At 37.5% G+C, this 22841-nt stretch carries 20 protein-coding genes; 17 read left to right on the top strand and 3 right to left on the bottom strand.

Going from position 1 to position 22841, the window contains the following annotated elements; all coding sequences use genetic code 11:
- Positions 1-297: 297 nt before the first annotated feature.
- The gene (locus MHI10_RS20080) at positions 298-1716 is read right to left on the bottom strand and encodes an aminotransferase-like domain-containing protein (protein ID WP_340788655.1); all 1419 of its coding nucleotides are present in this window, start codon (positions 1714-1716) and stop codon (positions 298-300) included.
- Positions 1717-1933: 217 nt separating this feature from the next.
- Between MHI10_RS20080 and MHI10_RS20075 the strand changes: the two genes are divergently transcribed.
- From MHI10_RS20075 to MHI10_RS20050, 6 genes are all read left to right on the top strand, one after another.
- Positions 1934-2536, top strand: a complete 603-nt coding sequence (locus MHI10_RS20075) for a LysE/ArgO family amino acid transporter (RefSeq protein WP_340788653.1) — start codon at positions 1934-1936, stop codon at positions 2534-2536.
- A gap of 80 nt (positions 2537-2616) precedes the next feature.
- Positions 2617-3090 (top strand): fructose-2,6-bisphosphatase, encoded by a 474-nt coding sequence (locus MHI10_RS20070; RefSeq protein WP_340788651.1) that lies wholly within the window; start codon positions 2617-2619, stop codon positions 3088-3090.
- Between the two features lie 13 nt (positions 3091-3103).
- Entirely contained in the window at positions 3104-4687 is a 1584-nt protein-coding gene (locus MHI10_RS20065; protein WP_340788647.1) for an amidohydrolase, read from the top strand.
- 159 nt (positions 4688-4846) lie between these two features.
- Entirely contained in the window at positions 4847-6463 is a 1617-nt protein-coding gene (locus MHI10_RS20060) for a glutathione ABC transporter substrate-binding protein (RefSeq protein ID WP_340788644.1), read from the top strand.
- Positions 6464-6569: 106 nt separating this feature from the next.
- Entirely contained in the window at positions 6570-7073 is a 504-nt protein-coding gene (locus MHI10_RS20055) for a DNA-deoxyinosine glycosylase (RefSeq protein ID WP_340788643.1), read from the top strand.
- A 282-nt stretch (positions 7074-7355) separates the two neighbouring features.
- Positions 7356-7823 (top strand): DinB family protein, encoded by a 468-nt coding sequence (locus tag MHI10_RS20050; RefSeq protein WP_340788641.1) that lies wholly within the window; start codon positions 7356-7358, stop codon positions 7821-7823.
- A gap of 72 nt (positions 7824-7895) precedes the next feature.
- On the opposite strand, the gene MHI10_RS20045 is transcribed toward MHI10_RS20050, so the two are convergent.
- The gene (locus MHI10_RS20045; RefSeq protein ID WP_340788639.1) at positions 7896-8666 is read right to left on the bottom strand and encodes a TSUP family transporter; all 771 of its coding nucleotides are present in this window, start codon (positions 8664-8666) and stop codon (positions 7896-7898) included.
- Between the two features lie 177 nt (positions 8667-8843).
- Between MHI10_RS20045 and MHI10_RS20040 the strand changes: the two genes are divergently transcribed.
- The 8 genes from MHI10_RS20040 to MHI10_RS20005 all read left to right on the top strand — a co-directional run bounded on the left by MHI10_RS20040 (position 8844) and on the right by MHI10_RS20005 (position 16769).
- Positions 8844-9566 (top strand): YjjG family noncanonical pyrimidine nucleotidase, encoded by a 723-nt coding sequence (locus tag MHI10_RS20040; protein ID WP_340788637.1) that lies wholly within the window; start codon positions 8844-8846, stop codon positions 9564-9566.
- Between the two features lie 125 nt (positions 9567-9691).
- Entirely contained in the window at positions 9692-10363 is a 672-nt protein-coding gene (locus tag MHI10_RS20035) for a nuclease-related domain-containing protein (protein ID WP_340788634.1), read from the top strand.
- A gap of 285 nt (positions 10364-10648) precedes the next feature.
- Positions 10649-12268 carry a glutathione ABC transporter substrate-binding protein gene (locus MHI10_RS20030; RefSeq protein WP_340788631.1) on the top strand — a complete coding sequence of 540 codons (1620 nt, stop codon included), beginning with the start codon at positions 10649-10651 and terminating at the stop codon, positions 12266-12268.
- Positions 12269-12383: 115 nt separating this feature from the next.
- The gene (locus MHI10_RS20025) at positions 12384-13142 is read left to right on the top strand and encodes an SDR family oxidoreductase (protein WP_340788628.1); all 759 of its coding nucleotides are present in this window, start codon (positions 12384-12386) and stop codon (positions 13140-13142) included.
- A 182-nt stretch (positions 13143-13324) separates the two neighbouring features.
- Positions 13325-14209, top strand: coding sequence for a polysaccharide deacetylase family protein (locus MHI10_RS20020; protein WP_340788625.1), 885 nt, complete (start codon positions 13325-13327; stop codon positions 14207-14209).
- Positions 14210-14378: 169 nt separating this feature from the next.
- Positions 14379-15218: a putative RNA methyltransferase gene (locus MHI10_RS20015; protein ID WP_340788623.1), complete on the top strand. Its 840-nt coding sequence runs from the start codon at positions 14379-14381 to the stop codon at positions 15216-15218.
- A 3-nt stretch (positions 15219-15221) separates the two neighbouring features.
- Entirely contained in the window at positions 15222-16109 is an 888-nt protein-coding gene (locus tag MHI10_RS20010) for an NAD-dependent epimerase/dehydratase family protein (protein ID WP_340788619.1), read from the top strand.
- A 66-nt stretch (positions 16110-16175) separates the two neighbouring features.
- Positions 16176-16769: a lysophospholipid acyltransferase family protein gene (locus tag MHI10_RS20005; RefSeq protein ID WP_340788617.1), complete on the top strand. Its 594-nt coding sequence runs from the start codon at positions 16176-16178 to the stop codon at positions 16767-16769.
- 45 nt (positions 16770-16814) lie between these two features.
- Here the strand turns inward: MHI10_RS20005 and MHI10_RS20000 are convergent.
- A protein-coding gene (locus tag MHI10_RS20000; RefSeq protein ID WP_340787714.1) for an IS3 family transposase occupies positions 16815-18172 on the bottom strand; the annotation gives its coding sequence in 2 pieces (ribosomal slippage) (positions 16815-17719 and positions 17719-18172; 1359 coding nt in all).
- A gap of 208 nt (positions 18173-18380) precedes the next feature.
- Between MHI10_RS20000 and MHI10_RS19995 the strand changes: the two genes are divergently transcribed.
- From MHI10_RS19995 to MHI10_RS19985, 3 genes are all read left to right on the top strand, one after another.
- Positions 18381-19100, top strand: coding sequence for a YebC/PmpR family DNA-binding transcriptional regulator (locus MHI10_RS19995; protein WP_340788615.1), 720 nt, complete (start codon positions 18381-18383; stop codon positions 19098-19100).
- Between the two features lie 205 nt (positions 19101-19305).
- Positions 19306-21045, top strand: coding sequence for a methyl-accepting chemotaxis protein (locus MHI10_RS19990; protein ID WP_340788612.1), 1740 nt, complete (start codon positions 19306-19308; stop codon positions 21043-21045).
- Positions 21046-21140: 95 nt separating this feature from the next.
- Positions 21141-22838 (top strand): M3 family oligoendopeptidase, encoded by a 1698-nt coding sequence (locus MHI10_RS19985; protein ID WP_340788610.1) that lies wholly within the window; start codon positions 21141-21143, stop codon positions 22836-22838.
- The last annotated feature ends 3 nt before the right edge of the window (positions 22839-22841 follow it).

Here is a 22841-nt window from a genome sequence, read left to right as displayed (position 1 = left end):
AATTTTCCCAATAAAAAAGACACCAATCCGATTTTTCGAATAGGTGTCAAAACGAAAAAGGGCACAGGTAAGTCCATACCTGTGCTAACTTTTGATTACGCGCTTATGCATAACATAAAAGAGAGTTTTGGCTTGGACGATATGAAATTGTATAGTTGTGTTGCGATTTAACAATTGGTGTGTTCATCATCGTCATGGCCTCCTTTTCTTTTTACATTATTTAGTGTCCCTTAATATTAGTTGAATGGATTATAACTGTCAATATATTTTGAAAATATTTTATATTCAGTCTCGTGTTTACTCTTCCAAAGCTATTTTTTGTAAACAGATTAGTCCTTCCTTTAAATCCTCTTCATTAGCGTAAGCATAGGAAAGTCGAATATGGAAGGCATCTTTTGGTTCGTAAATATAGCCTGGATTAATAAGTACCTTTTGTTTTAGTAATTTATAAAAAAATGCAGAAGTCAGGATTGGTTTGTGGAATTTTAGCCAAATATAGAAGCCTCCCTTAGATTTTTCCCAACTCGCGATGTTAGTGAAATATTGTGCCAGCAATTTTTCCATATAGAGCGCTCTCTTTTGCAATTCCGATTTTAAATACATTATATGTTCCTCATAAAGGTCGCTTGTAAGCCAATGCGTTACGATTTCCTGTGAAAAAGCACTAGAGCCATAATCCATCTGCATTTTTATGTCAGCGAGTCGTTTAATGACAGGTGTTGGTGCAACAACCCAGCCAATGCGTAAACCTGGACTGAGTGTTTTAGACACACTACCTAAATAAACGACCTGTCCAGAAGTATCAATAGCTTTTAAAGGAGGTGACAGTTTTTCGAAAGCTAGTTCAAAATAAACATCATCTTCAATAATGGGCATATTCGCTGCTAAACACTGTTCATAAAATTGTTCCTTTTTTTGCTGGGGCCATATAGCGCCTGTTGGGTTATGGAGCGTTGGAATAGCATAGAAAATATTTTGACCGCTCATTTTCCTTTGTATGACCATTTGATTGTTATTTGATGAAATGCTATGTAAATTCATGCCATACGATTGAAACGGGTGGACGGAATTTAGGTAAGAATATTTTTCTTGTAAAACTGTTGAGCCTGGTTCAAGTAAGCCGACAGCAATTAATTGCAATGCTTGTAAACCCCCAGAAACGATACATATATTGTCTACTGTCGTTTCGATATTTCGCTTTTTTAAATAGTGAACGAGTGCTTGACGAAGTGCTAAACTTCCTTGAGGTGAAGAATAGCCAATTGCTTTACCATCTAATTTTAAATGTTGTAATGATTGTTGAATTTTCTTAGTGGGTAAAAGGCTAGGAGAAAGCTCTCCGGTACTTAGGCGAATAATGGACTCGTCTTGCTCAAATTCATTGATTAGCTGGATTGTTTGGTAATTTGATTTATGAATGCTTGTTTCGATATATCTTTGCCAATTGGGCTGTTTTTGTTTAACAAGAATATTCCATGAATCATTTGAAACAAAGGTGCTCGAACCGACTTTAGAACATAAAATACCATCTGCTTTTAATTCCTCGATTGCTTCTTGTAAGGTACTACGATTCACACCTAGTGATAAAGCTAGTTGGCGTTGCGCAGGCAATTTTGTTCCATTTGGCCAATGCCCATTTAAAATTTGTTCGGTCATCCAATGTACAATTTGATTCACTAAACTAATAGATAATGCTCTGTTAGGTTTCCAATTCATAAGTAAGGCAACTCCTTCTACTTCCGCCAGAGGCTTTAGCTCAACAAGACGTTGATTACAAAAGCGTTGTCACACGATGTGATGATTTTAGCCTTTGTTCCTCTATTCAGCTTCTCTGCTGAATTAAGTTAAATTGGGTGGATAAAAAACCAACCAATTGGACCTGTTTTTTTAGTTATAACATAAGTAACATTGTTTCGTAGAGAGGTGAATATTTTTGGAACCATTATTTCATGGAGTTATTTTGGCGTTTGGATTAATTTTGCCGTTAGGTGTACAAAATGTGTTCGTTTTTACGCAAGGTGTGATGCAACCAACACTTTTACGTGCATTACCGGCAGCAATTACGGCGGCGATTAGTGATACGCTTTTAATCGTATTAGCGAGTTTAGGTGTATCATTAATTGTGCTGCAGTTTGAGTGGTTACGACTTATTTTATTAATTGGGGGCATTTTATTTTTAAGCTACATAGGATTTGTTATTTGGCGTTCTGATGCAGCCAAGATGGAAGATCAGCAGGCGATGCCGATGAAAAAACAAGTGCTATTTGCATTGTCTGTATCATTATTAAATCCACATGCATTACTAGATACAATCGGTGTAATCGGTACGAATGCGGTGAAATATAGTGGCACTGAGCAATGGCAATTTATTTTGGCTTGTGTGTTCGTTTCGTGGTTATGGTTTTTAGGTTTAATGTCCGCAGGGGCGCTGCTAAAAAAGATGAAAATTTCTCCGACTGTTTTTACCTTATTCAATAAAATTTCTGCGCTATTTATTTGGGGAACAGCAATTTATCTATTAAGTAGCTTATTTTAATTGTATACGTATTTGAAAAATTAGGATAAATTCGCTATGGTTAAAAAGTAGAAAGTAAAAAATAAAAGGAGCTGAACAGCATGAAAAAGCTAGTAATGTTAATGGTCTTAATGTTGGTATTGGCGGCTTGCGGAACGGAAATTTCAAAGCCAAAAGATAACACACAAGGAAGTGCTAAAGACAAAACAATCGTATTATACAAATCGGATGCCAATGCCGAATTTACGATGCCGTTTGAAGAAAAATATCCAAATAAAGATGAGGATTTAGTGAAATTTATATTTGCAAAAGTGAATGAGCATGATGTAGCGCTTATTGATTATAAATTTGAACAAGATAATAAAAGTTTAGTATTGAATTTAGGCGATGATGTTTATACAATCCAAGGCTCAGCAGGGGCGGCGATGTTTGTAGAAACATTAGTAAAATCATATTTTGAAAACTTCCCAGAATTACAGGAAGTTACGTTTATTCATAAAGGCTCTTACGAATCGATTTTAGATCACATGATGATTGGTGAACCATACAGTCGCGAAAACTTCAAAATGGACTAAGGAGACAAACGAAATGAACCAACTTTGGACAAATGGCGTCATTTATACAATGGAAAATGAATTTTCAACAGTTGAGGCTGTCCTTGTAGAAGAAGGGGAAATTCGAGCTGTTGGAACGTTTGAAACTTTGAAAAATCAAGCAGATGAAATCATTGATTTACAAGGGGCAACGATGTATCCAGGTTTTGTGGATAGCCATTTGCATATGATTGGTCACGGAGAAAAGTTACAGCGTCTAGATTTAACGCATGCAACATCTGCTGAGCAAATACTAGCACTTGTAAGTCAAGCTGCCGCAACATTAGAAGCAGGACAATGGCTATTTGGAGAAGGTTGGAATGAAAATAACTTTCAGGATGGGCGTATTCCTACAAAAGAAGAGCTGAATCGAATTTCAGGAGCACCTATACTGTTGACGCGTGCTTGTCATCATGTTGTGCTAGCAAATTCAGCTGCTCTAGCAACAGGTCATATAACAGCGCAAACAGTGGACCCGCCTGGTGGGAAAATTGGTCGTCATGCAGATGGTCAGTTAAATGGTTTACTGTATGAACTTGCGATTAATTTAGTAACGGATGAAATTCCAAAAGAAGGAGAAGCGTATATTAACTCCTTGGAAACAGCATTGAATCAAGCGGTAGAAAATATGCTTTCTTACGGATTAACGGGAGGTCATACGGAGGAAATGAGTTATTTTGGTGCCTATACAAACCCATTAACTGCATATGAGCGCGTCATAGGAAATAGGCAAAACTTCCGTGTACATCTACTCCGTCACCATAATGTGTTCCAGGAAATGATGGATGCGCATGTAGGTGATCAACAACCCTTTTTAGAACTAGGGGCGATGAAAATTTATGCAGATGGTTCTTTTGGAGGTTCGACAGCGGCATTACTAGCACCGTATGCAAATGATGAAAGTAATAAAGGAATGCTCATTCATACGGAAGAACAAATGGAGCGGCTAATAAAGCTAGCTCGAGAACATCAGGAAGCTGTTGCGATTCATATAATTGGTGATGCGAGTATGGAGCAAGTTCTTACGTTGCTAGAAAAGCATCCAGTATTTCCTGGGAAACGTGATCGACTCATTCATTGTTGTTTAGTAACGGCCGATCAAATCGAAAGAATGAAGAGGTTACCGGTTATTTTAGACTTACAACCGGCATTTGTCCCTTCAGATTTCCCGTGGGTGGCAGAAAGAATCGGTCCAAATCGTAAATCTTTAGCTTACGCGTGGAAAACATTTATAGATGAAGGACTCATGTGTGCAGCAGGAACCGATGCGCCGATTGAAGCGATCAGTCCACTGGAAACGATTTATGCTGCGGTAGAGCGTAAAAAAATGGGTGACACTCATAATGGCTATATACCGGAAGAAAAAGTAACGCGATTTGAAGCAGTGAAAATGTATACAGTTGGCAGTGCGCAAGCGATTTGCAAGGAACACAAGCGCGGTATGATTAAAGTAGGATATGATGCAGATTTCACCATTTTTGATCGGGACTTATTTGCAGGTACGACAGAACATATGCGGAAAGCCCAAGCATTAAAAACGGTAGTAGCAGGTAAAATCGTATTTAATAAAAATGAATAAAAAAGCAAACACAACTTCGATTTATTTTCCACGAGTTGTGTTTTTTTATTGAATCTAAAAAACTTTGTAAGTTATCTAAATATAATATTGTAATAATAGGGTGAAATAGGTAAAATATAAAAAACTGAAAATTCAGTTTTACGAAGGGGGATTCAAAAAATGAAGCTAAACCGTATAAGTATACTAGTCTTTATGTTTGCATTCGTTTTAATGTTAGCTGCATGTAGCGGTGATAGTGACGACGCAACTACAGGTGAAAAGCCTGATTCAAGTGTCCAAACCGATACAAATGTTGATGAACCTGTTGAATCAGGCGGCGAGTTAATTTTTGAAGTACTATCAGAAGCAATTGAGCTAGATCCTCATGGTTCAAATGATATACCATCATCCAATGTTCAACGCAATATTTTTGAAACACTTGTTACTCGTAATTTTGAAACAGGTGATATTGAGCCATTATTAGCGGAATCTTGGGAGTATATTGATGAATTAACATTACAATTAAAGCTTCGTCAAGGTGTAAAATTCCATGATGGGACAGACTTTAATGCAGCGGCAGTAAAGGCGAATTTAGATCGTATGATTGATCCAAAAATTGCATCGCCACGTTTTTCAAACTTTGAACCGATTACAGAAACTGTAGTTATAGATGATTATACAGTGCAAATTAAAACAGAAAAGCCATATGGTCCATTATTATTCACATTAACACACCCAGGTGGAAATATAATGAGCCCAGCAGTTATTGAAGAAGACTACAAGCGTATGGAAATTGGCGAGGAAGCTCGTGCATACGGCAATGAAAATCCAATCGGAACAGGTTTCGTGAAATTAGATAAATGGATTCCAGGGCAAGAAATTCGATTAGTGAAAAATACAGAATATTGGGGTGACCAAGTAGCTTATGATTCACTAGTATTCAAAACGGTACCTGAAAGTCAAACACGTGCGGCAGATTTAGAAGCAGGCTATGCCCATATTATTGACCCAGTACAACCAACAGAAGTACCGCTTGTAGAAGGTTTTGCAAATATGATTAAACAGCCATCTGTATCGATTTCATATGTAGGTTTTAATACAGAAAAGGCACCATATGATAATGCAAAGGTTCGTCAAGCGATTTCAAAAGCATTAGATCGTAAAGTAATTATTGAAGGCGTTTATGATGGATTTGGTGTAGAAGCATTTGGTCCACTATCTCCAATGGTATGGGGCTATACAGAAGATGTGACACACCAAGATACAAATATCGAAGAAGCGAAAAAGCTATTAGAAGAAGCAGGATTTAAAGATGGTTTCAAAACAACAATTTGGACAAATGACAATCCACAACGTCAACAAATTGCAATCATTTTACAAGAAACTTTAAAGCAACTAAAAATTGATGTTTCAATTGAAGTTATGGAATGGGGCGCATATTTAGAAAAAACATCTAAAGGCGATCATGACATGTTTATCCTTGGGTGGGCACCGTCAACTGGGGATGCAGATGGCGCGATTTATCCATTATTCCATTCATCGGATATTGGAAATAATAACCGTACGCGTTACTCAAATCCTGAGCTAGATAAGCTATTAGAGGCAGGGCGTGTGGAAACAGATGAAACAAAACGTGCAGCGATTTATAAAGATGCACAAGAGCTTATTAATGTGGAAGCACCAGCAGCATTTATTCACCACCAAGCATATTTAACAGGCTATAGTAAAAATGTTACAAGCTTAACTGTGGATGCTACGGGAATATATCAGTTGCATAAAGTGAAAATTACAAAATAATAGTATCATACTAAATGCTATCTTGATTTCGATCAAAGATAGCATTTTTTTGCAAAACTCCTTGGCCAATTTTGTATACTGAAGGGAGATGAAAGGAACTGATTTGATGCAGCACATTGAAAATATATTACCGCCTATTGTAAATCAGCGGACGAAAATCCTGATTGTTGGCTCCATGCCAAGCAGGCAGTCCTTAGAAAAACAACAGTATTATGGCAATCCACGCAATCATTTTTGGCCAATACTTGAGCAAATTTTAAATGTAGTCATTCCTGAAGATTATGAACAGCGCATTCAATTGCTTCTTACACATCACATAGGTTTGTGGGATTCGATTCAAAGCTGTGAACGGAAAGGGAGTTTAGATGCTACGATAATAAACGAAATACCGAACAATTTTGAACAGCTATTTTCACAGTATCCGCAAATCGAACTGGTCTTATTTAACGGTGGCAAATCTTTTGATGTTTTTAGAAAACGTGTAGGGCTTGCGACTTTAAATGGACGTGCGCATGAAAAAATGCCATCAACAAGTCCGATACCAGGGAAGAATATTAAAACATTCGAGCAAAAAGTAATGCTATGGAAGATCATGGAGCCTTATTTATAGCGAAAAAAATTTAATTTCGTTATCATTAAAATATTCAACTTGATTCAGCAAATGTATTTGTACCGAAAGCGAAGCGACAGGTACAGAAGTCCCCTATTTCTATAAGTGGGGGATGAATGCCAAAAAGGCAATTCTACTTGCGTGGGGTTTCAAATTCCGGCTGAATCAAGTTAAGCCCCGGCGGATGTCACAGATTTTTTAGGGGATTTTTTCGAGCAAGCTCGAAAAAATCTGGACGCAATTACGCCGAGGCGTAATTGATTATTGAGGGGGATGATTGATTTGTATCGTAACACAGAAGATTTTATTGCAGAATGGAACGGTTCAGCAAAAGGCACTTTAAAGGTAATGCAAGCAATTCCAAATGACAAAATGGATGTTGCTATTGTGGATGGGCATAACTCACTTGGTTGGCTATCATGGCATTTAGTAGGGGTAGCAGGCGCATTCGGTCATTTTGCAGGTCTCCAAATTCCAGCACCAGGGCCAGATATGAAGCAACCTGAGACGATGGCTGAGATTATCGAGGCTTATGAAAAAGTTATCGAAGCTTACAAAACTGAGGTTAGCACATTAACTGAAGAGCAACTTTTAGAAGAAGTTGCAGCGTTTGGTGGGATGATGAAACGTGGACAACTATTGCGTGTATTAATTGATCACCAAACACATCATCGTGGACAAATGACGGTGCTACTTCGCCAAGCAGGATTAAAAGTACCACCAGTTATGGGACCAACTCAAGAAATGTAATAATTAGTGAAAAACTCCAAGCTGAAGTGGCTCGGAGTTTTTTCTATAGAAATCAGTGTAGCATGTATTAGATTAGGCTAAAAAATAGTCATACGCATTTTTTAGAAGGAGCGTTACAGTAACGACGATAAACAGAATACGTACATAGCCGCCTCCTCGTCGAATTGCAAATTGTGAACCAACAATGGCTCCCACAATTTGTGCTGCTCCCATAATTAAGCCAACAGCATAATCAATTTGTCCGAGGCTAATAAACATTAAAAGTGCACCGATATTACTGCCGAAATTTAATAGTTTGGCATTTCCAGCAGCTTTTAGGAAATCATAGCCTACGATTAAAAAGGCGAAAATTAAAAATGTACCTGTGCCTGCACCTAAAAACCCATCATAAAGTCCAATGAGGGCAATGACCAATAAAAACGAAATAAACTTTGTTTTAGAAAGTTTTTTAACAGCTGAAATAGTACCCCAATCTTTCTTAAATATAGTAAACACCGCAACGGCTGCGAGCATAAATAACATGAGTGGCTTGAGTAAATTTGGATCAAGTAAATGAACGATCCAAGCCCCAAGCATTGCCCCGAAAAAAGTAAGTGGAAAAAACTTAATGACGGATTTAATGTCGAGTTTTCCAGAGCGATAAAATGAAATCGTACTTGTTAAAGAGCCCATTGTGCCAGCCAGCTTGTTTGTTGCAACCGCGGTAGAAGGACTCATGCCTGTGAACAGCAGTGCGGGTAAAGTAATAAGTCCGCCGCCACCAACAACCGAATCAATAAATGCAGCAAGAAAGCCAAAGCAAATTAAAATAATGATGAGCTGTGGGTCCAATTCAACCCCCATATGTACACCCTTCTTTCTATATAACCGATTGTGCCTAAGTACAATTAATATTATGCTAAAATAAAATAATAGCGATAATATATGTAAAGACATAGAAATGCTATCGGAATTTTAGGATAAAGTAAATAAAAATAGTGAATTTTTTGAAATAAAATAGATTGGAAATGGAGAAATAAAATGAAACAATATCAATTTTTATTATTTGATTTAGATGATACATTGCTCGACTTTAAAGCAGCGGAACAGCTCGCGTTACCGAAACTGTTTAAAGCTCAGCAATTCCCGCTGACAGAGGAAGTTTACCAAGTGTATAAAGAGATTAATAAAGGGCTTTGGCATGCACTAGAACAGGGTGAAATTACGCAGCAAGAATTAATGGCAACACGCTTTGCCAAAACATTTGAGGCATTAGGAAAAAAGGTAGATGGCCGTGCGCTAGATGCAGAATTCCGAGGTTACTTAGCAGAAAGCAAAGTATTTGTTGAAGGTGCATTTGAATTAATTCAATCACTTGCCCCAAATTATGAGTTGTATGTTACATCCAATGGTATTTCAGAAACACAGACAAAGCGCATACAAGTAACAGGGTTAGCTCCGTATTTTAAACATGTGTTTGCCTCTGAGGAAACAGGTTACCAAAAGCCGTTGAAACCTTTCTTTGATTATGTTTTTGAACGCATTCCACAATTTGACCCGGAAAAAACGATGATCATAGGGGATTCTTATAGCGCAGATATTGTCGGTGGGGCAGGGGCAGGTATTGATACATGCTGGTTGAACCCAGAGCGAAAAGAGGCACATGCAATGATTCAACCAACGTATACGATTGATACATTATCACAATTAATCCCAATCTTAGACAGGGCAAAATCTCTACAAAAAATTACGGGAAAACAGTGACTTTTTGATTGCATCCTGGGATTTTAAGGTCAAATGACTGAGAGAATGTAGTCCATAGGAGCATAGTAAAGGATGGAAAACTTTGATAAACTAGTGGGTAACTATGCATATAAGGAGTGGGCACGATGACATTACTTTTTATAATCGTACTTATTGCTATTTTGGGTTACTTTGCGATGAAGATTTACCAACATGATAATACAGTCTTTTATAAGTTAACGGGTTATTCATATTTGGACGTATGGACGAATAAAAAAATACGTACTACACATAAGCTAGTTGGCCAATTGGATGAAATGAAGAGTCCACATAAAATACTAGTAAATGTACAACTTCCTACAAATGAAGCGTTACAATCGATTGATGCGGTGCTCATCCATGAAACGGGTATTTATGTAATCAATATGCTAGAAATGTCTGGATGGATTAACGGGCGTGAGCAAGATAATCAGTGGACGCAGCTGCTACATAAAAATCAATCAAAACTGTTTAATAATCCGGTACATGAAACGGAAAAATTAACATTTGCGTTACAGGGGCAATTACCTGAAGTGAATGATGAAGTATTTAAATCTATTGTTTTGTTTTCAAATGATTGCTCTTTCCAAAATATTGAGCTATTTTCCGATAATGTAGATGTGATTAAATCTTCGTCAATTAAAAAGTGGACGCAGAATTTACAACAACAGTGTTTAAGTGAAACGGATATTCAAACAATTTATTCCGCTTTAGAAGGTATGAGGCAAGTGAAAAACAGTGTATCAGAAGTGAAAAATACCGTTCTCTCTTCAAATTAACATTAAGTGTAGCCAAGTAGATGATAAAAAATCTACTTGGCTTTTTTTGTAGGTAAAAGCAGTGCATAAGGGATTTGCATAAAAATGCGATATAGTTTATTTATCCCATCACTACATGTTTTATAGGGTGACTTAAATCCGTATTATAACTAGGTTTTTGGTAGGTATGTAAAATATGAAATTACATAAAGTGAATAAAAATTAAATATTCTGTTTATTTTATAGCGAATCATTGGTAGACTATGTTTATATTTACAATAATAAATGATGAAGGAGAGAATGAGGATGAAAAGGAAATTCAAAAATAGTTTGCTCGTACTTTTTGCATCCGTTTTCGCACTAGTGTTAGTGGCATGTAGTGATGATTCAACGGAAAAACCAGCAAATGGTGATAAATCAACAGATGATTCAACAACAGCAGTAGGGGCGGCAGATGGCGGAGATTTAGTATTTGCAACATTATCTGATGCGGCTAACTTAGATCCACACACTTCTACGGACGTTCCATCAGCTTCGGTACTTGCTAATCTTACAGAAGGATTAGTAAAGAAAGATAAAGATGGAGAACTTGTAGGGAGTTTAGCGAAAAGTTGGACAGCTGTGGATGATGTAACATGGGAATTTGTTTTGAATGAAGGGATTAAGTTCCATGATGGAACAGATTTTAATGCCGCAGCAGTAAAGAAAAACTTTGATCGAATTTTAGATCCTGTAGTAGCAACGCCTCGTGCATTTTTACTTGAATCTGTTAAAGAAGTTGAAGTAGTAAGTGATTATGTTTTACGTCTTCATACGCACTATCCATTCGCGCCATTATTAAATCATTTAAGTCACCCAGTAGCTGTTATTATTTCACCTGCACAAATTGATGCAGATTATGAAAAATTAAAGGCTGGAGAGGTAGCCGGACAGTTAATTAATGAGGAAGGTCCAATTGGTACAGGCTTCATGAAATTTGTTTCGTGGACACCTGGAACAGAAGTAAAACTGGAGAACAATCGAGATTACTGGAGTCAAAAGGCAATTTTAGATACGGTGACATTTAAAGTGATTCCAGAAAGTGCAACACGTGCGGCTGAACTTGAAGCGGGCTATGCACATGTTATTGAGCCTGTACAACCAAATGAAATAAGTTTAATTGAAGGTACGACAAATACAATTGATATAACACCAGGTTCTTCATTATCTTACATTGGCTTTAATATGAATAAAAAACCATTTGATGATGTACGTGTACGCCAAGCAATTTCAATGTTAGTAGATCAAAAATCAATTATTGACGGGATCTATGAAGGAATTGGTGATCCTGCAAAGGGACCATTAGCACCGAGTGTATTTGGTTATGATGATACGATTACACCTTTAACGTATGATGTAGAAAAAGCAAAGGCATTATTAGCTGAAGCTGGATTTGAAGAAGGATTCACGACGACGATTTGGACAAATGATAACCCACAACGTCAAAATATCGCGATTATGTTGCAAGAGGCGCTAAAACAAGTAAATATTACAGCAAATATTGAAGTGGTAGAATGGGGAGCATACTTAGCTAAAACGGCTGCTGGTGAGCATGATATGTACATTTTAGGCTTATCCAACCCAGTTGGAGATGCGGACTACTTCTTGACGCAATTATTCCATTCGAAAAGTCACGGAGAAGCTGGAAACCGTATGTTCTACACGAGTGCAACGACAGATAAACTTTTAGATGAAGCACGTGAAGAAATTGATACGACAAAACGTTTAGCTTTATATAAACAAATTCAAGAAATATTAATTGAAGATGCGCCAATGATTTATATTCATCACCAAGCCTATATTTCTGGCGTAAGCGATCAAATTGAAGGCTACTGGATCAATGACTCTGGTCACCATAAGTTCCAAGATGTAAAATTCGTAAAATAAACTTTTGAACAGTCTCTTTTTGGGGGCTGTTCTTTTCATTTTGGAATAAAGGAAATACCGCGATATATGTAGAATAAAAGTAAGGGAATAAAAAACTCTTGGGGAGGTTTTTTTTATGAGATTGCAAGATAAAGTTGCGGTTGTAACAGGTGCTGCGTCAGGTATGGGAAAAGCGATTGCCATTCTATTTGCGAAAGAGGGAGCGAAAGTCGTTGTATCCGATTTAACACTTGAAGGAGCAGGCAATACAGTTGCTGAAATTACCGCTTTAGGTGGAGTGGCAACAGCTGTAACTGCCAATGTAGCAGTAGAGGCGGATATTCATAAACTAATAAAAGCCGCACAAAACAGCTATGGGACACTTGATATTTTAGTGAATAATGCTGGTATTATGGATGACTTTTCTCCAGTTGGTGATGTGAAAGATGCGTTATGGGATCGCGTTTTTGATGTGAATGTAAAAGGTGTCATGCGTGCTACTCGTCAAGCGATGCCAATCTTTCTTGAAAAAGGAAATGGGACGATTATTAATATTGCCTCAGTTGGGGGTTTATATGGGTCTCGTGCTGGTGCAGCTTATACCGCGGCTAAACATGCGGTTGTTGGATTAACGAAAAATACAGCTTTCCAATATGCAACGCAAGGGATTAAATGTAATGCAATTGCCCCAGGTGGCGTAAATACAAATATTAGTGCAAGCCTTCAAAATCCAAATGAGCATGGTATTGCCCGAGCTATGGCAGGTGCTGACTTTAATCCGAGAAATGGCGAGCCAGAAGATATTGCCCGTGTTGCGCTATTTTTAGCATCAGCGGATTCTGACTTTGTAAACGGCGTTGTCATTACAGCCGATGCTGGGTGGACAGCTTACTAAAAATTAACTATAGATCGTTTTGTAAAGATAAATTTATAAATGAAGAATGCCATTTTGATGCAAAATCAAGATGGCATTTTTCAATTTTAGGAAATTCAAAAAACTACAAATTTCTTCATAAATCTATCAACTTTTCACGCTCTTCATCCGTCTAATAGGTAATACATATTTGGAGGGCAACGATGAAAAAACAGATTTGGAAACTGATTGCGACACTCGGATTAATCGCTGTAATATTTTTGCAGTTTAATATAAAAGTAAGTCCACAAACTCAAGAAGGTTCATACAGTTTAACGCATCCTAGCTTAACTCAACAGCTTGCGTATGTTGCATTTTTACAAACTATAAAGGATGATACCGGAAATTCTATGGATGTGGAAAAGATGACAATCCGTCAAAGTGAATTGGCGTGTATGCCTCTTTATAAACTAAAAAAAATATGTGAACCGGCTGATTTTACTGACCAAGAGGAAAAGGAAGAACCACAAAAAAAGCCAACTGTGGATGCTATTAAAAAGAAAAAAGTTGCGCTTACATTTGATGATGGACCCCATCCGAAAGTGACTGAGCGAATATTAGCAGTGCTTCGTCAATACGATATACCGGCTACTTTTTTTGTGATTGGACAAAACGTCGAAAAATACCCACAAATCGTCCAACAAGCAGCGGATGAAGGGCATGAAATTGCGAATCATTCATGGAGTCATAGGAACTTAACGAAAATCCCGAACGACCAAGTACTAGTTGAACTTAATCAAACAAATGAAGCAATTTATAAAGCAACTGGAAAGTATCCGAGCATGTATCGTCCACCGTACGGAGCGACCAATGCAAATGTACGTAGCCTAACATCAATGGAAACCGTTATGTGGAATGTAGATACACTGGATTGGAAGCATCGGACACCAGAAAAAACACTTGCTTATGTAAAAGAACAAGTAAAAGATAATGGCATAATATTAATGCATGATATACATAGTGAAACGGCGGACGCTTTAGAAGCAGTCATAAACTATTTAATCGAACAAAACTATGAATTTGTAACAGCAAGTGAATTACTAGAGTAGCGAACTTAATCAAATGCCCATCACTTACCGTCCTACCAAGGGGAAGAGTGAGGGCTTTTTTAGTTATGTTGAGTAAGGGCTATAAAAAAGCAAAATCATTCGTTAGATTTTTGGTAATGTCTTAGATTATGGTACGATAAAATGGAACAAGTATGAAGGAGAATCCATCATGGGTCTATTATCAAAACGAGCATTAACAATTCAACAAATTAACGAACAAATTCAATTATTTTCTTGTCCGATTTGTAAACAACAAATGGCGATGAGTGAAGGCGGGAAAATGAGCTGTCCAAACAATCATTCATTTGATGTGGCAAAGCAAGGGTATATTAACTTATTGCATCGTCCAGTCAATTCCATGTATGGCAAGGCACTTTTTGAATCGCGTCATGCGGTCATTGAAAGTGGATTATATGACAAGGTGCAACAAGCTCTTGCTAAAGAAATTACAGCAACTATGCCAATTATTTTGGATACGGGGTGTGGGGAAGGCTCCCACTTGCACCGGATTTGTCAGCAACTTGAACAGGCAACAGGTGTCGGTATTGATATTGCTAAAGAAGGCATTATGGCAGCAGGGAAATACTATTCAGATGAAATATGGTGTGTTGGTGATTTAGCGAATAGTCCGTATAACGCCCAGTCGTTTGATGCGATTTTAAACATCCTTTCACCCGCAAATTATGAGGAGTTTAAACGGCTTTTAAAACCAGGTGGTAAAGTGCTGAAAATAGTCCCACAGGAAAATTACTTGAAGGAATTGCGTATCCAAGCTTTTGCAGATTCTACGAAGGAAAGCTATTCTAATGAACAAACGGTAGCCCGCTTTAAAGAGAGCTTTGCAAATACAGTTATTAAAAGAATTACGTATACGCTCCCTTTAGATGAAGAACTTGTACCGAAATTGCTTGAAATGACACCAATGGGCTGGCATATTGAACAGAAAGAGAATATTCAACTACATGAAATTACGATTGATTTCGACTTATTAATTGGCATGGGGGAATAGACGATGAAAAAAATTTTAGTACTCGGTGGCACACGATTTTTTGGTAAGAAATTAGTGGAACAATTATTAAAACAAAATCATCAAGTAACAATTGTGACAAGAGGTGTTACTGGAAATCCTTTTGGTGATCAAGTCGAGCATCTGCAAGTAGATCGTCAAGATGAAGCGGCATTCAAAGCGGCTGTTGCAGGTCGAAACTTTGATGTCGTGTACGATAATATTTGTTATTCACCGAATGAAGCGAAGGCATTTTGTGAAATATTCAATGGTTCAATTGGCAAACTCGTATTTACATCAACACTTTCAACGTATGAAGCAAATGGTAAGCCGCATACTGAAACGGACTTTGACCCGTACCACTATGATATCGTGATGGGAGATGCAGCAGACTTTACTTACGGGGAAGGTAAGCGATTAGCAGAGGCTGTTTTTTATAAACATGCAAAATTCCCTGTTGTAGCGGTACGTTTCCCAATTGTCATGGGGGAAGATGATTATACGAGACGTTTACATTTCCATATTGAGCGTATCGTTAATAACGAACCAATTGGCTTTGTAAATATGGATGCTGAAATGTCATTTATTCAAGCGTCAGAAGCATCGGAGTTTTTAGCTTGGGTTGGATTACATGATGTAGAAGGACCAATTAATGCAACAGCAAATGGAATCATTTCTTTAAAACAATTAATCGAACTCGTTGAAGAAAAAGCAGGGGAACGTGCGAAAATAGCATTGCTTGGAACCGATGAAATTCGTTCTCCATATGCAATTCCAGCATCATGGTATATGACAACGGAAAAAGCACAGCAAGCCGGTTTCACATTTAGCGAGTTAAACGATTGGCTCCCTAATTTAGTAGAAGAGATTGTAGAGAAGACTTCAAAAAAGTAGGTATTGGATTAAAGGGTATTTTTCGCATACAATAGTAGAAGAATAAAGATAAGGTAGGATTCGAACGTGTATAAATTTATTGCAAATATTGTCAAAGCAATTTTAAGTGTCAACGGAGCAAAAGCTAAAGTTTACGGCCTTGAAAATGTGCCAAAAGAAGGCGGATTTGTTATTGCCTGCACACATAACGGCTATATCGACATATTGAATTTAGGGGTGTCAATATTCCCTCGCGAAATTCATTTTATGGCAAAGAAGCAGTTGTTTGAAGTGAATGGATTAGGTTGGCTCATTACAAAGCTTAATGCTTTTCCGGTAGATCGCGATAATCCAGGTCCAAGTGTTATTAAAATACCGCGCCAGTTAATTAAGGACGGTAAAATTGTAGGGATATTCCCGAGTGGCACACGTAGCTCAGAAAATACCGAATTAAAAGCAGGCGCGGTAACGATTGCACAACTTGCAAAAGCACAAATTGTTCCAGCTGCATACATTGGTCCAAAAAATGTGAAGGCTGTCTTTAAGCGTGAAAAGGGCTATCTTGTATACGGGAAACCATTTTCTGTTGAAGGTGGAAAAGAAGGACGAGAAGAGTCAATCCGTCATTTAGAAGCCGAGCTAGAGCGCTTAACAAATGAATTAAAGGCTAAACATGCATAAGCACTCTCGACTTTGATCTGACCCAAGAAAGTTAGACATATTTAGTTAAGCAGCTTCTAAGACCTGAGTTCGGTATTCCACCGGGCTTAGGTCTTTTAATTTTTCCTTCATTCGTTTGTTGTTGTAATAGTAAATATAGTCTTGGAGTTCCTGTTCAAAATGCGCCATGGATTCAAATTTTTGTAGGTACAGGAGTTCAGATTTTAATAAGCCAAAGAAGTTTTCGATGACTGCGTTGTCCAAACAATTGCCCTTACGGGACATACTCTGCGTAATCCCATGTTGTTTTAATGTCCGTTGATACTTTTTCATTTGATAGTGCCAGCCTTGGTCCGAATGAAGAATGACTTGATCACTTGGTTGAAGGCGCACCAATGCTTGTTCTAACATATCATGGACTAGTTTATACACTGGACGTTTCATTACCGTATAGGCAATGATTTCACCATTACATAAATCAAGTACAGGCGATAAATAACGTTTTTCTCCAAATAGATGGAATTCTGTCACGTCTGTTACCCATTTTTTGTTCATTTTCTCCGCTTTAAAATCACGTTGTAATACGTTTGGAGCAATTTTCCCAACGTTTCCTTTATACGAACGATATTTCTTCATACGGACTTCACATTTTATACCAAGAGTATTCATTAAACAGTTAATCGTTTTAGGATCATGATGAAAGCCGTATTTTTTCAGTTCTTTGGCAATTCGACGATAACCATAACGCCCTTTATGTTCATGATAAATGGACTGAATTGCGACTTTCACATCTGCGTATTTATCAACACGATTCAAGCGTTTTTCCCAGTAATAATACGTACTACGTGAAATATCAGCGACTTTGATTAATTCCACTACTTCATAAATTTCCTTTAGTTCATAAATTACTTGCGCTTTGATTTGATTGGTAATTTTTCTTGTATTTGAACTAAAGCATTCAACTTTTTTAAGTACGCATTCTCCATTTCTAATTGTTTAATACGTGCTTCTAATGCCTCTACAGATCCTTCAGCTGGAGTTGGTTTGGCTAATCTTTTTGTTTCTTTTTTCACGGATAGATGCTCCTTTTTCTTAGAAACAAGGGCATCATAACCGCCAATCTCAAACTTCTTTCTCCAATTTCGTATCATACCAGGAGATGAGATATTAAATCGAGCAGCTGCGTCAATCGAAGATGTACCTGTTTCATTCATATAATTGAGTACATCCATTTTATATTCAGCTGAGTATTTTGTATAGGATTTTAAAAATGCCTCTACACCATTTTCTTCATAAAGACGAACCCAGTCACCGATAACCCGTTTTGTAACACCGTTATCTTTCGCAATTTCATTCATAGATTCATGTCCAAATATATATCGTTGAACTGCTTGGATACGTTGTTCAACACTTACTTTTGCCATTAAAAAAACCCCCGTAAAAGTTAGATTGGTGTCTAACTTTTACGGGGCAGTTCACTTAGAGAGTGTTTTTCTAGTGGGAGAAGTAGATAAATTTGCGCATAGTAATTTATCTTTTTTTGCTCTTTATGTATAATAAAGAGGATAGATAAAATTCTTAACTGTTTTTTAGGAAAACGTTACTTATATATGAAGAAAGAGAGTGAATCCAGTGGGTCGTAAATGGAATAACATTAAAGAAAAAAAAGCGGGTAAAGATGCAGCAGCAAGTCGTATCAATGCAAAATTTGGTCGTGAAATTTATGTAGCAGCAAAATCGGGTGAGCCAAATCCAGAATCAAACCGTGCACTAAAAACGGTATTAGAGCGTGCAAAAACGTATTCTGTACCAAAACATATTATTGAAAAAGCGATTGATAAAGCAAAAGGTGGCGGCGATGAGCAATTTGACGAGCTACGTTATGAAGGCTTTGGTGTGGGCGGTACAATGGTAATCGTTGATGCTTTAACGAATAACGTGAACCGTACAGCTTCTGAAGTACGCGCAGCATTCGGTAAAAACGGAGGAAATATGGGCGTTAGTGGTTCTGCGGCTCATATGTTCCAAGCAACAGCTGTATTTGGGGTAGAAGGTAAATCAGAAGATGAAGTACTAGAAATCTTAATGGAAGCAGACTTAGATGCACGCGATATTATGGATGAAGAAGGCACAATCATTGTTTATACAGAGCCAGACCAATTCCATGCAACACAAGAAGCTTTTAAAGAAGCAGGCGTGGAAGAATTCGCAGTTGCTGAATTAACAATGTTAGCCATGACAGAAGTTGAATTAGCAGGCGATGACTTAGCAAAATTCGAAAAAATGGTCGATGCATTAGAAGAGTTAGAAGATGTACAACGCGTCTATCATAATGCTGATCTAGGCGAATAATAAAATCCCCTTAAAAATCCGGAAGTATAGCAATATACTTCTGGATTTTTTATTGTTCTTGGCAAAATAAAGTTTGCACACAATTTTCCAATAAAATATATGACTCACTGGTAAGATGTGTGACTTTTTAGATAGTTTTGTCTATATAAGTAGGCTATACTAGATTGTGATTTATGAATTATATAGTGGGACAAGGGGTGGGAAGATGCGTAATTTACGTACAATACGCGGGAAATTGTTTCTTTTTTCCTTTTTATTATTTATGATTCCTAGTGTAATTATCGGCTCAAGCAGTTATTTGCAAGCCAAAGACGGGATGGATAATCTAGGGGAAACGATTATTAAAAACAGTGTGGAATCTTCATTACAGTTAATAGAAGCAACAAATAAGCGGGTAGAAGCTGGAGAGTTATCTGTTGAAGAAGCACAAGAAGTAGTATTAGCCACTTTAATAGGGGAAAAAAGTGCAGATGGTAAAAGAGTATTATCGAACCCAAGTAATTTAGGGGAAAATGGTTATATTTATATTTTAGGCCATGATGGTATATTGTTAGGTCACCCATCAAGAGAAGGGGACAGTCTTTGGAATGACCAAGATGGTTCAGGGGAATATTTTATTCGAGAAGTGAAGGCACAAGCAGATGCAGGTGGCGGTTTTACATATTATGATTTTAATCTACCTGGAAAAGAACAGGTAGCACCAAAATTAACATATTCCGTAATGGCACCTCATTGGAACTGGATTGTCGTTTCAGGAAGTTATTTACAAGACTTTAATGCACCTGCAACGGCATTATTAAAAATTATCTTTTTAACGGTTATTGGTTCGATGATCTTTGCTATTATTGCGACAATTGTATTTTCACGTCATTTAGCATTTCCAATCAATCGATTAGCACGTCAAGTTCGCCAAGTAGCAAAAGGTGATTTGACTGTTGATCTAGAGGATTTAGAGCGCAAAGATGAGGTAGGTATATTAAATGAAGGCTTCAATGAAATGTGCACACAGCTAAAGGAACTTATTGCAAATGTGGAGCATACGATTGTTGATATTCAAGGCACATCTTTGAATTTAACGGCTGTTGCCGAGGAAACGAATGCATACGGAGATGAAATTGTAAGGGCTGTAGGTGAAGTGGCTAAAGGTGCATCGCAGCAGGCAACAGATACAGAGATTACAAATCGAACAATTGTTCAATTCGCAGGGGGAATCGAGCAACTTCATGAGAAAAATAAGTCCATGTTAACTTCTTCCGAACAAATGCAACAATCAAATGAACGAGGAATCCGTAATTTAGAGCAGTTAAAAGTTCATTCTAATGAATCTTACGAGCTAATTAAGCATATGCAAGTTACTTTTAGTTCGCTTACATCAAAGGTGAAAGAAATTGAAGGAATTGTAGGAACGATTAATGAAATATCTGACCAAACGAATTTACTCGCACTAAATGCATCCATTGAAGCGGCGCGTGCTGGAGAGCATGGGAAAGGCTTCGCGGTCGTTGCAGAAGAAGTTCGAAAGTTGGCAGATCAAACGACGATTGCGACAGATTTAGTCCGAAATACATTGTACGGCATTGAAAATGAGACGCAAATAGTGACGGAAGAAATGGGGAAAACGACTCGAATTGTTTCAGAGCAAAATGAATCAGTATTGCAAACAGAAACATCATTTATAGAAATCGAAAAGGCTGTGCATCATATTAGCGTTGCGATTAGTGAGGTGTCGAAAGGCGTAGAAGAGTTAAATATTTCAAAAGTGATGATTATGGACTCCGTGGAAAGCATAGCATCCATTAGTGAAAAGAATTCAGCAATGGCAGATGAAATGACAGCATCTATTGAAGAACAGCAAAATGCGTTCGCGCTTGTAACGACTTCAGCAAGCGAATTAACAGACGAAATCGCAGGTCTTCAACAATCTATAAAGCGTTTTACCTTGTAAAGGGAGTTTTTACTAATAAATATTTGCAATTATAAATTGGATAATGAATAATAAAAAGTAATTTCGGATTCCGAATAAATTAACGAGGTGAAAAAATGAAGACATTTAAAGACTTTGAGTACACACGTCCAAATTTGGATGAGATGAAAAAAGAATCAGCGGCGTTAATCGAACAGTTTAAAGCAGCATCAACGGTAGAAGATCAAAGTGTCGTAATTGAAAAGCTGAATACGATGCGCAACGGATTTTCCACGATGGCAAATCTCGTTTATATCCGTGCATCCGTTGATACGAACGATGCCTTTTATCAAGCTGAACGTGATTTCTTTGATGAAGTAAGTCCGGAAGCAGATGAGCTAACATTTAACTATTATACAGAGCTTGTAAAATCACCATTTCGCGCACAACTAGAAGAGAAATGGGGCACGCAATTATTTGCATTAGCAGAAAACTTATTAAAAGGCTTCTCACCAGAAGTCATTGAGTTATTGCAAAAGGAAAATAAATTATCTTCTGAATATAGTAAGCTTGTAGCTTCTGCTCAAATTGACTTTGATGGGCAAACATTAACGCTTGCACAGTTAGGACCTTACGGGGAGTCTACAGATCGCAGTGTGCGTAAAGCAGCCCGCGTTGCAAGTGCGGAATTTTTTGAAAACAACAAAGATCAATTTGATTCGATTTATGATCAATTGGTCAAGTTGCGTCATGAAATTGCGACAACGCTAGGTTTTAAAAACTATGTGGAGCTAGGCTATGTGAATATGGACCGTATTGATTATGATGCAAAGATGGTAGCCAATTTCCGTGAGCAAGTGCGTCAATTTATTGTACCAATTGCAACGAAGTTATATGAGCGTCAAGCAGAGCGTATTGGGGTAGATGACTTTAAGTTTTATGATGAAGGCTTATCATTTTTAACAGGAAATGCTACGCCTCAAGGGGATGCCGATTGGATCGTAGCGAACGGTAAAAAGATGTATGAGGAACTTTCGCATGAAACAGGAGAATTTTTCAACTTTATGATTGATCATGACTTGATGGATTTAGTTGCGCAAAAAGGAAAAGAAGGTGGCGGCTATTGTACATTTATTGAGGACTATAAAGCACCTTTCATTTTCTCAAACTTCAACGGGACATCAGGAGACATCGACGTTTTAACACATGAAGCGGGTCATGCTTTCCAAGTGTATTCAAGTCGTGATATTGGCATTCCAGAATATTTATGGCCAACGTATGAGTCTTGTGAAATTCATTCGATGAGTATGGAATTTTTCACGTGGCCATGGATGGAATTATTTTTTGAACATCAAACAGAAAAATATAAATTTGATCATTTAAGCAGTGGTTTATTATTTTTACCGTACGGGGTCGCGGTGGATGAATTCCAACATATTGTGTATGAACATCCAGAAATGACACCAGCAGAGCGTAACGGAGCATGGAAAGAAATCGAAAAAAAATATTTACCACATCGCGATTATGATGGTCATGAATATTTAGAAACAGGTGCTATTTGGCAACGTCAGCAACATATTTATGGTAGCCCATTCTATTATATTGATTACACATTAGCGCAAATTTGTGCCTTCCAATTTTGGAAACGTTCACGTGAAGATTTTGATGCTGCATGGAAAGATTACGCGAACTTATGCCGCTTAGGTGGTTCACAATCATTTACAGGTCTTGTGCGTGAAGCGGGCTTAATTTCTCCATTTGAAGATGGCTGTGTGCAATCAGTTATTGAAACAATTGAGGATTATTTAAATTCGGTAGACGATAAAAAATTATAAAAT

The organism is Solibacillus sp. FSL K6-1523, from assembly GCF_038005225.1.
Taxonomy (GTDB): Bacteria; Bacillota; Bacilli; order Bacillales_A; family Planococcaceae; genus Solibacillus.
This window is presented reverse-complemented; position numbering and strand designations above follow the sequence as displayed.

What these genes read in the sequence shown, in the direction of transcription:
- MHI10_RS20030 (WP_340788631.1), top strand. Translation starts at nt 10,649, where the DNA reads ATGAAAAGGAAATTCAAAAATAGTTTGCTCGTACTTTTTGCATCCGTT.
- MHI10_RS20060 (WP_340788644.1), top strand. Translation starts at nt 4,847, where the DNA reads ATGAAGCTAAACCGTATAAGTATACTAGTCTTTATGTTTGCATTCGTT.
- MHI10_RS20025 (WP_340788628.1), top strand. Translation starts at nt 12,384, where the DNA reads ATGAGATTGCAAGATAAAGTTGCGGTTGTAACAGGTGCTGCGTCAGGT.
- MHI10_RS20040 (WP_340788637.1), top strand. Translation starts at nt 8,844, where the DNA reads ATGAAACAATATCAATTTTTATTATTTGATTTAGATGATACATTGCTC.
- MHI10_RS19990 (WP_340788612.1), top strand. Translation starts at nt 19,306, where the DNA reads ATGCGTAATTTACGTACAATACGCGGGAAATTGTTTCTTTTTTCCTTT.
- MHI10_RS20080 (WP_340788655.1), bottom strand. Translation starts at nt 1,716, where the DNA reads ATGAATTGGAAACCTAACAGAGCATTATCTATTAGTTTAGTGAATCAA.
- MHI10_RS20055 (WP_340788643.1), top strand. Translation starts at nt 6,570, where the DNA reads ATGCAGCACATTGAAAATATATTACCGCCTATTGTAAATCAGCGGACG.
- MHI10_RS20045 (WP_340788639.1), bottom strand. Translation starts at nt 8,666, where the DNA reads ATGGGGGTTGAATTGGACCCACAGCTCATCATTATTTTAATTTGCTTT.
- MHI10_RS20070 (WP_340788651.1), top strand. Translation starts at nt 2,617, where the DNA reads ATGAAAAAGCTAGTAATGTTAATGGTCTTAATGTTGGTATTGGCGGCT.
- MHI10_RS20015 (WP_340788623.1), top strand. Translation starts at nt 14,379, where the DNA reads ATGGGTCTATTATCAAAACGAGCATTAACAATTCAACAAATTAACGAA.
- MHI10_RS20020 (WP_340788625.1), top strand. Translation starts at nt 13,325, where the DNA reads ATGAAAAAACAGATTTGGAAACTGATTGCGACACTCGGATTAATCGCT.
- MHI10_RS20035 (WP_340788634.1), top strand. Translation starts at nt 9,692, where the DNA reads ATGACATTACTTTTTATAATCGTACTTATTGCTATTTTGGGTTACTTT.
- MHI10_RS19985 (WP_340788610.1), top strand. Translation starts at nt 21,141, where the DNA reads ATGAAGACATTTAAAGACTTTGAGTACACACGTCCAAATTTGGATGAG.
- MHI10_RS20010 (WP_340788619.1), top strand. Translation starts at nt 15,222, where the DNA reads ATGAAAAAAATTTTAGTACTCGGTGGCACACGATTTTTTGGTAAGAAA.
- MHI10_RS20065 (WP_340788647.1), top strand. Translation starts at nt 3,104, where the DNA reads ATGAACCAACTTTGGACAAATGGCGTCATTTATACAATGGAAAATGAA.